Source organism: Paenibacillus sp. JT31N11, assembly GCF_056269285.1.
In genome coordinates this window covers 35,086-47,481 of sequence record NZ_JBWDNQ010000018.1, presented here as the reverse complement: position 1 = coordinate 47,481, position 12,396 = coordinate 35,086, and the positions used below count along the sequence as shown (strand labels likewise).

11 protein-coding genes and 2 pseudogenes are annotated in these 12,396 nt (G+C 48.8%); 9 read left to right on the top strand and 4 right to left on the bottom strand.

Features of this window, described 5'->3' with window-relative positions:
• Window positions 1-69 precede the first annotated feature (69 nt).
• Genes AC0YNV_RS34880 through AC0YNV_RS34870 form a run of 3 tightly spaced genes read left to right on the top strand, consistent with a single transcriptional unit; the run spans window position 70 to window position 2,816 of the window.
• The gene (locus AC0YNV_RS34880) at window positions 70-1,080 is read left to right on the top strand and encodes an ABC transporter ATP-binding protein (RefSeq protein ID WP_475772143.1); all 1,011 of its coding nucleotides are present in this window, start codon (window positions 70-72) and stop codon (window positions 1,078-1,080) included.
• Entirely contained in the window at window positions 1,070-1,930 is an 861-nt protein-coding gene (locus tag AC0YNV_RS34875; protein WP_475772142.1) for an ABC transporter permease, read from the top strand. Before AC0YNV_RS34880 ends, AC0YNV_RS34875 begins: the two co-directional genes overlap by 11 nt.
• Before the next feature lie 19 nt (window positions 1,931-1,949).
• Window positions 1,950-2,816: an ABC transporter permease gene (locus AC0YNV_RS34870; protein WP_475772141.1), complete on the top strand. Its 867-nt coding sequence runs from the start codon at window positions 1,950-1,952 to the stop codon at window positions 2,814-2,816.
• A 663-nt stretch (window positions 2,817-3,479) separates the two neighbouring features.
• Here AC0YNV_RS34870 and AC0YNV_RS34865 read toward each other — a convergent pair.
• Window positions 3,480-4,094 (bottom strand): 3-keto-disaccharide hydrolase, encoded by a 615-nt coding sequence (locus AC0YNV_RS34865; RefSeq protein ID WP_475772140.1) that lies wholly within the window; start codon window positions 4,092-4,094, stop codon window positions 3,480-3,482.
• 312 nt (window positions 4,095-4,406) lie between these two features.
• On the opposite strand from AC0YNV_RS34865, the pseudogene AC0YNV_RS34860 reads away from it, so the two are divergent.
• From AC0YNV_RS34860 to AC0YNV_RS34835, 6 genes and pseudogenes are all read left to right on the top strand, one after another.
• Window positions 4,407-5,463: pseudogene (locus tag AC0YNV_RS34860) on the top strand (IS110 family RNA-guided transposase).
• Window positions 5,464-5,862: 399 nt separating this feature from the next.
• Window positions 5,863-5,958 carry an ATP-binding cassette domain-containing protein gene (locus AC0YNV_RS34855; protein WP_475772204.1) on the top strand — a complete coding sequence of 32 codons (96 nt, stop codon included), beginning with the start codon at window positions 5,863-5,865 and terminating at the stop codon, window positions 5,956-5,958.
• A 294-nt stretch (window positions 5,959-6,252) separates the two neighbouring features.
• Window positions 6,253-6,372 (top strand): carotenoid oxygenase family protein, encoded by a 120-nt coding sequence (locus AC0YNV_RS34850; protein ID WP_475772203.1) that lies wholly within the window; start codon window positions 6,253-6,255, stop codon window positions 6,370-6,372.
• A gap of 5 nt (window positions 6,373-6,377) precedes the next feature.
• Window positions 6,378-6,983 carry a VC0807 family protein gene (locus AC0YNV_RS34845; RefSeq protein WP_475772139.1) on the top strand — a complete coding sequence of 202 codons (606 nt, stop codon included), beginning with the start codon at window positions 6,378-6,380 and terminating at the stop codon, window positions 6,981-6,983.
• A 383-nt stretch (window positions 6,984-7,366) separates the two neighbouring features.
• Entirely contained in the window at window positions 7,367-7,552 is a 186-nt protein-coding gene (locus AC0YNV_RS34840; protein WP_475772138.1) for a hypothetical protein, read from the top strand.
• Window positions 7,553-8,307: 755 nt separating this feature from the next.
• Window positions 8,308-9,531: pseudogene (locus AC0YNV_RS34835) on the top strand (IS110 family RNA-guided transposase).
• 155 nt (window positions 9,532-9,686) lie between these two features.
• Here the strand turns inward: AC0YNV_RS34835 and AC0YNV_RS34830 are convergent.
• The 3 genes from AC0YNV_RS34830 to AC0YNV_RS34820 all read right to left on the bottom strand — a co-directional run bounded on the left by AC0YNV_RS34830 (window position 9,687) and on the right by AC0YNV_RS34820 (window position 12,377).
• The gene (locus AC0YNV_RS34830; protein WP_475772137.1) at window positions 9,687-9,845 is read right to left on the bottom strand and encodes a hypothetical protein; all 159 of its coding nucleotides are present in this window, start codon (window positions 9,843-9,845) and stop codon (window positions 9,687-9,689) included.
• A 427-nt stretch (window positions 9,846-10,272) separates the two neighbouring features.
• Complete coding sequence (locus AC0YNV_RS34825; protein WP_475772136.1) at window positions 10,273-11,385, bottom strand: oligopeptide/dipeptide ABC transporter ATP-binding protein; 1,113 nt, start codon at window positions 11,383-11,385, stop codon at window positions 10,273-10,275.
• Window positions 11,382-12,377, bottom strand: a complete 996-nt coding sequence (locus AC0YNV_RS34820; protein ID WP_475772135.1) for an ABC transporter ATP-binding protein — start codon at window positions 12,375-12,377, stop codon at window positions 11,382-11,384. Before AC0YNV_RS34820 ends, AC0YNV_RS34825 begins: the two co-directional genes overlap by 4 nt.
• Between the last annotated feature and the right edge of the window lie 19 nt (window positions 12,378-12,396).

The following is a 12,396-nucleotide window of genomic DNA, read 5'->3' as shown; positions in this document are numbered from 1 at the left end:
TGATCGCTCTTGAATGCAACTTCGCTCCAAGTACGAAACCTGAGTAAGCTATTTGGGGAGACTACCGCGGTGAACGATATCAATTTTCAAATCCGTCCGGGTGAGTTCATCACGTTGCTCGGTCCGTCGGGCTGCGGCAAGACGACCATTCTCAGGATGATTGCCGGCTTTATCGAGCCTGATGCTGGCGCTATCCTGTTTGACGAGAAGGACGTTACCCAGGTGCCACCCCATAAACGGTCAACCGCGATGGTGTTCCAGTCCTATGCTTTATTTCCGCATATGACGGTTTATGAGAATATCCGGTTTGGCCTGAGGATGCAGCGCGTTCCAGAAAACGAACAGCAGAAACGGATTTCCGATGCCATCGAGCTGGTGAATCTGGGCAACCTGGAAAAAAGAAAGCCTTATGAGCTTTCAGGCGGCCAGCAGCAGAGAGTGGCGCTTGCGAGAGCGTTGGTGGTCAGGCCGAAAATTCTCCTCTTTGACGAACCGCTATCGAATCTGGACGCGAAGCTGCGGGAAAAAGTTCGGGTTGAAATTAGGGCGCTTCAAAAAGAACTCAAAATTACGACCTTGTATGTCACCCACGATCAAGGCGAAGCGCTCGCCATATCGGACCGCATCTTCATTATGAATAAAGGGAAGATCGAGCAAATCGAAACCCCCGCGAATATTTACAACTATCCCCAAAACAGCTTTGTGGCCGATTTTATGGGAATTGCGAATATTGCGAAAGGCGAGGTTGTCGCTCATAACGACGGTATTGCAACAATTAAGACCGAATTCGGACTCCTGAAGGCAAAAGCCGAAAAGGAGATAAGCAAATCGGTTTCAATCTGCTGGAGGCCGGAGGATATGCTGCTGGATTTTTCGGAAGGCAGCGACAATGTCGTGCAGGGAGATGTCACCCAGGCGGTCTATATGGGAAGCAATACGGATGTGTTTATCAGCATTAACGGCAGAAGTACAAGGGCACAGGTCTCCAAAGATATCAAGCTGAATGAAGGCTCCCTATCCGTCTTCCACATTCCGATCGACAAGATTCACATTATGGAAGGTGACGCGGATGCAAGCTAAGCGGAAAAAGATCGACAAGTGGTTGATTCCCTTATTGCTCGTGCCGAGCGTGGGCTATATCCTCTTCATGATCGGGATGGTTTTCGGCATGACGGTGCTGCAGAGCTTCGGCTTTTTCAATCTGACCGGAGCGTCTTCCTTCACTTTGAAATATTGGAAGGAGCTCGTCGACCAACAATTTCTCGATTCGTTAGTGTATTCCATTTACATCGGCCTGGGCAGCTCGATTTGCTCGATGATCGTATGCTACCCGCTGACATTGTTTCTTCATGGCAAATTTCCCGGTAAGAATCTGGTTATGCCCTTGATTCGGATACCGCTTTTTATACCCGCCCTTGTCGCTACCTTCTTGATTATAAATATCTTTGATTATCACGGAATCGTGAATGAAATTTTAGTGCGGCTAGGACTGATCGCCGAACCGCTGAGGATGAGGAACGACAAGTACGCGCTAGGCGTGCTTGTTATCCAGGTATGGAAAAATGTCCCCTTTCAGCTTGTTATTGTAGCCTCCGCTTTGGACAGCATACGGGGCGACATTAAGGAAGCGGCGAAGAATTTGGGAGCGGGCTCCGTTTCTCTCTTTATGCGCATTATTTTGCCGCTAACGATTCCGAGCGCGCTCGTTGCCATGATTATGGTGTTTATCGGAACATTTGGCGATTATGCCGTCACTGCGACGGCGGGGCCAATTTACCCGTCCTCCATGTCCGCACTGATGCAGGCGAAGGCTTACATGTTTCAGGAGTGGAATTATGCCGCATGCGTCGGCGTGGTCATGATTGCGGTCGTTGTCCTGTTCGTGTATTGCTACACTAGAATAGCTACCATTTTTCAAAAAAGCCGATAGAAACGGTGGAATGATACAAATGAGCGAAATCGTTGCGGTGAAACATGCCGTCGGCCGGAAGGCCCGGATTCGGATAGGGAAAGGGGCGAAGCTTGGGCTAATCTTGCTGATCTTTGCCGTTTGGGTCGGAATGCCGCTCCTGATGGGGGTTCTTTGGTCGCTTGTGGATCCGGATCATGCCTGGTCCTATCCCCACATGTTTCCTGAGAAACTATCTTTTTATCATTGGATTCACGCTTTCCGCTATACACAGATCGTGCCGGCTATCGGTTCCAGCTTTTTCATCGCGCTTTGTTCCACGGCACTGGCGTTTGCGTTGGCATTGCCTACGGCTTACGCCTTCGGACGCAAGAAATTTCCGGGCAAAGAAACGTTCAAGATTGTAATCCTGCTTCCCGTCATCATTCCGGGGATGGTGTTTGCGCTCTTTTTGAGCAAAGTCTTTATCATGATGGGCCTTTCCCAAACGTATATCGGGCTCATTATGGGACACACGCTTCTGGGGCTGCCTTATATGCTGCGCATACTGTCGATCAGCTTTGAATCGGTTCCCCAGGAGATCATCGATGCCGCCGATAATCTCGGGTCCGGCACATGGGTGAAGTTCAAGGAGATTTATATTCCCTTGATTATGCCAGGCGTAATGGCAGGTTCGCTGTTTTCATTTATAGCTAGTATGGAAGAGTTTAATATTTCGTTTATTATCGGATCGCCAAGCATCCAAACGATTACGACCATCCTTTATTCTTATCTGGGACAGAACTTTGTGAGGACCAGCTCTTCTGTCATCTCTCTGATTTTGATCATACCGAATCTGCTTATTCTGTTTGTTTTCGAAAAATATTTCAAATCGGAATATATGTCGGCTGCGCTCGGCAAGATGTAATATTTATCATATGCCCACTCGTTGTTCAGTTAAGATTCCTCAAATAACCGCTAGTTAAAATTAATCAGGTTGATGCGGAATGAGAACAACGGGATGGGAGGTATGAAGCCATTGCCACGATAAACAAGTACAAGGAAATTAGCGGCGCGATCGCGGCTGATATCGATCAGCATATATATGTCGAATGAGACCAACTGCCTACCGAAAAAGAGTTGGTGGAACGATTTAAGGCAAAGGCAAGCTGCGGGACGATCCGGAAAACGCTAAAACATCTTATTGAGCTGGGCATGGTCAAAAACATTCAAGGCTCCTGCTATTATTTGCGTCGGAAAAGTGGCTCTCTTCATTAAATGATCAAGGCTTCGTTCTTATCTTGATTCCTACCCCATCTTTCGCTCAGTCCTATCAAATTACTGGCCAATACAGCGTATCTTTGTTCAGGCCGTAGCGCTATGCAAGCTGGGAAACGATAGTGTTGAGTCGTGAGTCACTTCCAATTAGAAAATCAAAGCTTCGTTAACGAGAAAACGTTCAGGGTACCCACCAGAGGACCCTTGAACGTTTTTGTCTTGCTGCGTCTTTTTTGTCCCATTAACTCATTAATCAAAATCATACTTTATCAAAAAAAATACTATGGTTCTAGCATGAGTCATTCAGCCAAAACTATAATATAACAAGTTTAATATTGCGAAATTCCGCGTATCCCCCATGGTCCTGAAGCCCGATATGTCCTAAACGGGGCATGCCCCGCCAAGCATATTTAAATTTATTGTCAGTCCCATCCGGATTTTTCCCAGCAACCGACCACTCGTCGATATCGGCTTGTACGACAATTGTACCGTTCAAGGTAAGCTCGATATGACTGCCGTCACATTTTATCGTAATTTGATTCCATTCGCCCGCTTGACGAACAGTATTTGATGCAGGAGCTACAAGATCATACAAGGCGCCAGAGCTGTTTCTCAGCATTTTTTCATGATCGTATGTATCCAAAATTTGCATTTCTAGTCCAGTGTTTACCGGATCCAGCAGATCAGACCATCTAAAAAATACTCCGCTGTTCGCCTTTGGCGCCGTCCTGTACTCCAAATGTAAAATAAAGTTTTCAAACTGCTCGAGGGTATACAAATATCCGGTGCTCTCACCCTTACATATTATATGAGCATCCTTTACGAGCCAACCCTCCGGATGCTCGGTAGCCGACCAGTTATTCAGTGTCTCGCCGTCAAATAATAGCCGGTATCCTTGCGTTCGTTCTTCCTCAGTCAAAATATTCATTGTTTACCTCCTCGTTTTTCCATCTAATAAAAGTTTACTACAAAATTGAACTTACGTAATCTGATATTTATCAAACCCCTCTCGGGGCACCACAGAATAATGAAAATTTTGGTGCGGTGTTTTATACTATGTTTACGGCTGGTGAGGAAGGTCGTTACGCTATGGTGTCACGAACCCATCCGTTAGTCTGACTACGACGATCACGGTGCACCACGGTATGTCGCTCCTTTTGGGACGCACGCGGGGTAAAGTCATCCTTTTCTGGTTGTTGCACCAGTCCTCCATTTTCATTGCCGTAAAAAGGTGAATGTTATGGATGTCCTGATCGAACGCGCTTGTGGTTTGGATGTTCACAAGAAGTCCATCACTGCTTGTGTTTTGACGCCCGAAGGAAAGGAGATGAAGACGTTTCGTATACATACGGTTTTCCTGCTCGACTTGATCAACTGGATCAAGCAGCATCGCTGTACACACGTGGCCATGAAGAGTACCGGCGTTTTCTGGAAACCCATCGTCAACCTGCTTGAAGCCGAGGAGATTCCGTTTCTTGTCGTTAACGCCCAACACATCAAGGCAGTCCCCGGCAGGAAGACGGACGTGAAAGATGCGGAGTGGATTTGCAATCTGCTGCGACATGGGCTGCTGAAGCCTCGTTATATTCCTGACCGTAACCAACGCGAACTTCGCGAATGAGTCCGTTACCGTCGCAGCCTGATTCAGGAACTCTCCCGCGAACATAACCGGGTCCAAAAGGTCTTGGAAGGTGCCAATATTAAACTCGCTGCTGTTGTCTCCGACATCATGGGCGTGAGCAGCCGCGATATGATGGGTGCCATGATTGAGGCGAAGAAGATCCCGAAAAGCTGGCAGCCTTTGCACGGCAGACACGAAAGAAAAAGAAAAAAGAGCTGGAATTAGCCTTACGCGGCAACAGGAGTGCCCACCAGCGCATCATGGACTGACGTCGCTTCACGCTTCCCATCTGCCGTCACTCTGTTCATGGGCTGGCCTCGTTCCAGAGCAAAATGAAGGTGCCGGAAAACGTAAATCCTCGAAAACTCGCAAAGGCAACAAATATCTCCAAGCGGCACTGATCGAAGTCGCCCACTCCGTATGCAGATCCGACAACTACCTGGGAGCTCAGTACCGGCGCATCGCCGCCCGAAAAGGGAAACACCGAGCAGCCGTAGCCGTCGCACACTCCATCATGACCATTGTTTATTACGTTCTGACACGAAAAGAGGATTACAAAGATTTAGGCAGTCATTACTTTGAACAGCGACAGCAAGATGCGATTGTTAGACAAGCCGTACGAAAGCTCGAGAATCTTGGTTTTCAAGTCGCTCTTTCTAATTCGGAGGCCTCTTAACTTCCTCATGTTTCATACATTCCTAAGAAGTACAGCTTTTAAAAACCATCAAAGCTGGGCTTAGCTTCGTGCTGCCATTTTTGGGTTTGTGCTAAGAGTAATTTTCGGGGTAGCGTAATTTCTCAGCTGCTTGTTTAGAACCGCACTATTTTAAAGCGCCTCTAATGTACTCGTCTGACACCGTGTACAGCACGAGAGAAAATGACTTTCGTCATCTTGGTTTCATGACTTTATTGACCTGCGCCTTGAGCCAGCAGCCTTTACAATAAAGCCAAGAGGAATAACGGAGAGGGGATACACGATGAGCTTAGTCCATTTTAAGGAAGTCGTTTAGCATTATGATACGACGCTTTCTATCAACCATTTGTCGCTTGCCATCATGAAGGTGAAATCTTCGGGCTGCTTGGCCCCAACGGCGCCGGCAAAAGCACGTCGATCCATATGTTGTCGGGACTTCTGTCCGTTAATGGTGGAGATAGTACGGTTAAAGGCTAATTCTGTCCGAAAGGCCCCGCTGGAAGTCAAACGGCGGATCGGTCTTGTACCGCAGGATATGGCGATCTACGATTCTCTGATAGCTGCCGAGAATCTAGTTGTGCTGCCTCTGCGGACAGCTTCTGCTCTATGGCGGCATTCCAGGGATGGACCTCTTTGGCAGCAGACTTACCTAAGGCCGTCCGCCGCACAAGCTCGGAGAAATCGGCCGGAATCACGATCCCATAATCGGCCCCGCCACCTGCTTCATATGTCTATGTTCATCTTGTGGTTTAGCAAAAGTTTTATCTTCTAATAATCTCATCGAATGCCGAGACGTTCGAAGAAATTGGAAGAGCGGAAGTTCCTCATCACATTCCTTATGGATTTCACGGTTTATATACGAAAAAATTATTTTTAGGGGAAGGAAAGTGAAACCTATGCAAAAGACAAAAACCGGAATTATTATCACATTGTTGATCAATATTGTGTTGCCTTATGTGGCCTATCGCCTGCTGGTTCCACACACCGGCAGCCTGACAGCTCTCACCGTCGCCGCCGCGATTCCGTTATGCGACACATTGTTCAGCCTGGTTACATCGAAGAAAGTGGATACTTTCTCCAGCTTTATATTTATCGGCCTGATCATGGGCGTGATTGCCGTCCTCATCGGCGGAGACGAGAGGTTTATTTTACTAAGAGAGTCTTACGTTACCGGTATTTTGGGATGTCTGTTTTTAGGTTCCCTTTTCTTTTCCAAACCGTTAGTTTATCACTTCTCCATGCGATTTACCGGGAACAATCCCCACATTGCCGACAAGTGGGAACGATTGCCCGAATTTTGTAATGCATTCCGCTTGATGACGTTTGTTTGGGGAATCATTTTAGTGCTGGAATGCGTCGTGAAAGTGCTGCTCGTTTATTCGTTTTCGGTATCGATGTTTCTGGCCGTCTCCCCGATCCTCAGTTACGGCATGATGGGATTGACTATTTTTTGGAACGTGAAATATAGCAAACAGACGAAGGAACGATTCTATAACCTGTAAAAAAACAGCAGAGGTGACCATATGCAAGCAAAGACCATTTATCCGAGTCTTCAACTGATTTTGGACATTGCCAAGAAGATGATTTTGGAAAAAGGGTGCCGCAACACCACTTTGCAAGATATCGCCGATTAGAGTGGTTTAACCAAAAGCGTTATATACCATTACGTTAAGAGTAAAGACGAATTGTTCGCGATGATCCTGGAACTCGGGGTGGTAGAAGCAAATCAAAGCTTCTTTGAAGCCGTCTCCGATTCCATGTCCCAAAAAAAAGGGGACCACGCGCCATGACGTCCGATTCGAACGAAATCGGCATCGGCGATATATATACATTGTTATTGGGTACGCTGGGCGCGAAAAAGTCTTAAATGGGGAGAGATGATTGTATGAATGAGACAAAGCAAGAAAGAAATGTAGCCATCTTGATTTTCGATCACGTCGAAGTATTGGGCTCGAAAGGCAGCAGCAGCTCAGGAACCAATAAGAACAACTCCAGCAACAACAAAAAAAATAAAAACAACAATAAAAACAAAAATTCCAGCAACAAAGGGGGAAAATCGAGAACCTCTTAAGCGAATGAGGCCTTACACAAGGCATAATATTCATGATTCGCGATACCGATGTTCGAGTTTGCACCAGGGAAATTCACATTTATCTTTCGTTCCGATGTGGCGTTATTTTGAATGGTAATCATGTTATTAGTTCCGTTGAAATCCAGCGTTTTTCTAAAAGAATTTCATCCCTAATCTGCCCGTAGTATTATAAGGTCAGCCAGTTTTTACTGGTTGGCCTCTTTTGTCTTTAAGGGGTTTAGTAAACGGTAGCCGAGGTCGAACGTAACTGCCCGTGGGACCGTGATCCCGTGTGCTAAACTGTTCCGTTCCCCCTACTTGTAGAAACATGTTTGAGGCGAAGCTATGACACTGCAAGAAGGACACATACGTTAGATACATAAGAAGATTAGGTTTCACGTTATCGAAAAAAAATGTTTCCAGAATGCTTATTGAACATATCTGCCTGTTACTTCAAAAACGAAAAAGGAACTGCCGCGCGGCAAGCTCCTCACTGACGTACTCGTTAGCCACCCATGCCCCTCTCGGGGCACCACAGAGTAATGAAAATTTTGGTGCGGCGTTTTATACTATATTTACGGCTGGTGAGGAAGGTCGTTACGCTATGGTGTCACGAACCCATCCGTTAGTCTGACTACGACGATCACGGTGCACCACGGTATGTCGCTCCTTTTGGGAAGCACGCGGGGTAGAGTCATCCTTTTCTGGTTGTTGCACCAGTCCTCCACTTTCATTGCCGTAGAAAGGTGAATGTTATGGATGTCCTGATCGAACGCGCTTGTGGTTTGGATGTTCACAAGAAGTCCATCACTGCTTGTGTTTTGACGCCCGAAGGAAAGGAGATGAAGACGTTTCGTACACATACGGTTTTCCTGCTCGACTTGATCGACTGGATCAAGCAGCATCACTGTACACACGTGGCCATGGAGAGTACCGGCGTTTTCTGGAAACCCGTCGTCAACCTGCTTGAAGCCGAGGAGATTCCGTTTCTCGTCGTTAACGCCCAACACATCAAGGCAGTCCCCGGTAGGAAGACGGACGTGAAAGATGCGGAGTGGATTTGCAATCTGCTGCGACATGGGCTGCTGAAGCCTCGTTATATTCCTGACCGTAACCAACGCGAACTTCGCGAATGAGTCCGTTACCGTCGCAGCCTCATTCAGGAACGCTCCCGCGAACATAACCGGGTCCAAAAGGTCTTGGAAGGCGCCAATATGAAGCTCGCTGCTGTTGTCTCCGACATGATGGGCGTGAGCAGCCGCGATAGGATGGGGGCCATGATCGAGGGCGAAGAAGATCCCGAAAAGCTGGCAGCCTTTGCACGGCGGACACGAAAGAAAAAGAAGGAAGAGCTGGAATTAGCCTTACGCGGCAACAGGAGTGCCCACCAGCGGATCATGCTGAAGACCATGCTCACTCACGTCGACTTTTTGAATGAGCAGATTCTCGAACTGGATACGGAGGTAGCCAAACGGCTCGATCCTTTTCAGCAAGACATGGAGCGTCTAGATACGATTCCAGGGATCGGCCGGCGTACCGCGGAACAAATCTTAGCCGAAGTTGGGACTGACGTCGCTTCACGATTCCCATCTGCCGCTCATCTCTGCTCATGGGCTGGCCTCGTTCCAGGGCAGAATGAAAGTGCCGGAAAACGTAAATCCTCGAAAACTCGCAAAGGCAACAACTATCTCCGAGCGGCACGGATCGAAGTCGCCCACTCCGTATGCAGATCTGACAACTACCTGGGAGCCCAGTACCGGCGCATCGCCGCCCGAAAAGGGAGACACCGAGCAGCCGTAGCTGTTGCGCATTCGATCATGATCATTGCTTACCATCTCCTTGCGCGCAAAGAGGATGATAAAGATTTAGGCAGTCATTACTTTGAACAGCGACAGCAAGATGCGATTGTTAGACAAGCCGTACGAAAGCTCGAGAATCTTGGTTTTCAAGTCGCTCTTTCTAATTCGGAGGCCTCTTAACTTCCTCATGTTTCATACATTCCTAAGAAGTACAGCTTTTAAAAACCATCAAAGCTGGGCTTAGCTTCGTGCTGCCATTTTTGGGTTTGTGCTAAGAGTAATTTTCGGGGTAGCGTACTGCTTGTACCACCGGTTGACTTCATTCGCGAGTCCTCTCAGCTTACCGGCCCGGCTATGGGCATGACGAGACCACGATCGGAAGCTACTCGCTGCGGGTCCCATGAAATAACCGGTTTGACGAAGTCTTCCGGCAATTCGTTAAACGACGTGTTCAAGCTGTGCCCGTAGTTCGAAATCAGGCTGTGGAACAGCATATCCTGATACGACTTCTTCGTGCTGGGACATAGAATTCACTCGAACACAAAAAATCCCTTCGGAAAACAAGATGACTCCTACGCAGAAGTATCTGATCTCTTGTTTAAACGAAAGGGATTTCTGCACGCCTGGGCTAGCGGTTATACACCGTTCTCCCCCTCTTGATTAACAGGGTTAATCATTTCAAATATTGCTGCTCCTGCCCTTCCATCTCTTCCAGCTTGAGGCGCTTCGTTTCGCGTATGCGGCGCCAAAGCGATAATAAGATAATACAGCCAGAGAGGCACCCATTAATCCAAACGGACATAACGACCACCACATAGGGACCCGTCCCCGGTTGGACTGCAGTCAGCGAGACAAAGCACAGAAACAACAAGACGAGCGACATTGAAAGCACAATTCTGGATAAGGCTCGGAGGTCACTCATCATGTGCTCTTGATGACGCCGATATCGGCCATTTTACGCTGCCAGTGATCATGCGCCTCCTCCGCATAGTGACAAGCCGCCTCTTCGGAACCGACCATACGCAGTTGAGGCTCTTCGGACGAACACTTGTCGGTTGCCATCGGACACCGCGGGTGGAAGCGGCAGCCCGATGGAGGACGGGCCGAACTGGGCATCTCCAGACTTCGCAGCGGCAGCTCCTCCATCGCCCTGGCGATCTCGGGATCTGGCGTTGGTACCGCCGAGAGCAGAGCTTGCAAATAAGGATGCTTGGGTTGACTCAGCACTTCATTGACACTGCCTAGCTCCATCACGCGTCCGAGATACATGACGGCCATCCGTCCTCTGCCTGCAATATAGCGGGCTGTAGCCAGATCATGCGTGATATAGATGATCGCGATATCCAGCTTGCGGTTGAGTTCGGCCATCAAATTCAATATGGAGATTCGCAGGGATACGTCAATCATGGATACCGGTTCATCGGCTACAATAATTTTGGGATTCAGTGAAATAGCCCGGGCCATCAGAATCCGCTGGCGTTGACCACCAGATAACTGATGAGGATATTTATCCAAAAAGCGTTCCGGAGGGGTCAAGCCCACGGTTTGCAGCAATTCGATAACACGGGCACGAGCCGCTTTCCGGCCCTTGACGATTTTCCGCTGGAGTATGGGAGATGCCAAGGACTGATAGATGGTGCGCATCGGGTTGAGCGCTGCGTAGGAATCCTGCTGCACCAGCTGCACACCGCCGCGGAAGTCGGTCATTTTATCCCCGCTCAGCTTGACGACGTCTTCTCCTTTGTACAGAAGTTTACCGGAGGTTGGCTTGAGCAGCCCCGTCATTATATTGCCAAGCGTCGTCTTGCCGCACCCGCTCTCGCCCACCAGGGCTATAATTTCACCGGGATGAATATCAAGACTGACATTTACGACCGCCCCCACCTTCTCCGGAGCGGCAAATATCCCTTGGCTGCGTTCATAATACATGCTTACGTTATCCAGCCGCATCAGCACTTCCAGGTTGACCGGACGGGCTGCTTCGCGGATGCGCTGTCTGGGATCGCGCTCGAAATCCAAATTTCTGGCATTCATGACGTACGCACCTCCGAGATCGAATCGGGATTGGGATATAAATGACAAGCCACTTCATGTCCGGTCGGTGAATAAATCTTGTCTGGAGTGCTCTCTCTGCACTTGGCGTGAGCATACTCGCAGCGCGGCTCGAATGGACATCCGGGCGGCATGTTCAAGAGATCCGGCGGAGATCCGGGTATTCCTTTACGCTCCGTAAGATCCTCGTATAGACTGGGGACTGCTTTAATCAATTTGACGGTATATGGATGCTTGGGACGTTTGAACATATCATACACGTTGCCCGCTTCCACCACATTGCCCGCATACATGACGCCCACGCGGTCGGCAACCTTGGCGACCACGCCGATATCATGGGTGAGCAGAAGCATCGTGATGTTCATATCCTTATGAATCTTTTTCAGAATATCGAAAATGTAAGCCTGCGTAATGACATCCAGCGCCGTAGTCGGTTCATCAAGAATGACAAGCTGCGGATCGAGCAGCAAACTGAAAGCGATCATAACCCGCTGTTTCATCCCTCCCGACAGCTCATGGGGAAATGCGTTCAGCACCCGGTCCGGCTCCAGTCTGACGTAGTCGAGAAGCCTGCGTGCTTTATCCACCATCTGCTTCTCCGTCATTGACTTGGAGTGAGCTCGGAATGTCTCGATCATCTGATCTTTGATCCGCATAACAGGGTTGAGCGCATTTTGCGCTGCCTGAAACACCATCGCTGCTTGCTCCCACTTGTAGGACTGCAGTTCTTTTTTGCTGAGGCTCATCACATCACGTCCGTCAAAATGAATGGAGCCCCCTCCCACGCGCCCAGGGACCGATATCGCCCGCATAATGGCTGAGGCCATCGTCGATTTGCCGCTCCCGCTCTCACCGACGAGTGCCGTGATTTGTCCTTCCGGGATGACAAAATCGGCTTCGTTCACTGCCCGGAGAAGGCCGGCCCGCATGGGGAACTCGATGGTCAGCCCCCTTACTTCCACCAATGGTTTCATCGTATCACTCCTTTTTCAT

Bases quoted from the DNA above. Each gene is read 5' to 3' on its own strand.
- AC0YNV_RS34875 (WP_475772142.1), top strand. From the start codon at position 1,070: ATGCAAGCTAAGCGGAAAAAGATCGACAAGTGGTTGATTCCCTTATTG.
- AC0YNV_RS34870 (WP_475772141.1), top strand. From the start codon at position 1,950: ATGAGCGAAATCGTTGCGGTGAAACATGCCGTCGGCCGGAAGGCCCGG.
- AC0YNV_RS34865 (WP_475772140.1), bottom strand. From the start codon at position 4,094: ATGAATATTTTGACTGAGGAAGAACGAACGCAAGGATACCGGCTATTA.
- AC0YNV_RS34845 (WP_475772139.1), top strand. From the start codon at position 6,378: ATGCAAAAGACAAAAACCGGAATTATTATCACATTGTTGATCAATATT.
- AC0YNV_RS34840 (WP_475772138.1), top strand. From the start codon at position 7,367: ATGAATGAGACAAAGCAAGAAAGAAATGTAGCCATCTTGATTTTCGAT.
- AC0YNV_RS34830 (WP_475772137.1), bottom strand. From the start codon at position 9,845: ATGCTGTTCCACAGCCTGATTTCGAACTACGGGCACAGCTTGAACACG.
- AC0YNV_RS34825 (WP_475772136.1), bottom strand. From the start codon at position 11,385: ATGAATGCCAGAAATTTGGATTTCGAGCGCGATCCCAGACAGCGCATC.
- AC0YNV_RS34820 (WP_475772135.1), bottom strand. From the start codon at position 12,377: ATGAAACCATTGGTGGAAGTAAGGGGGCTGACCATCGAGTTCCCCATG.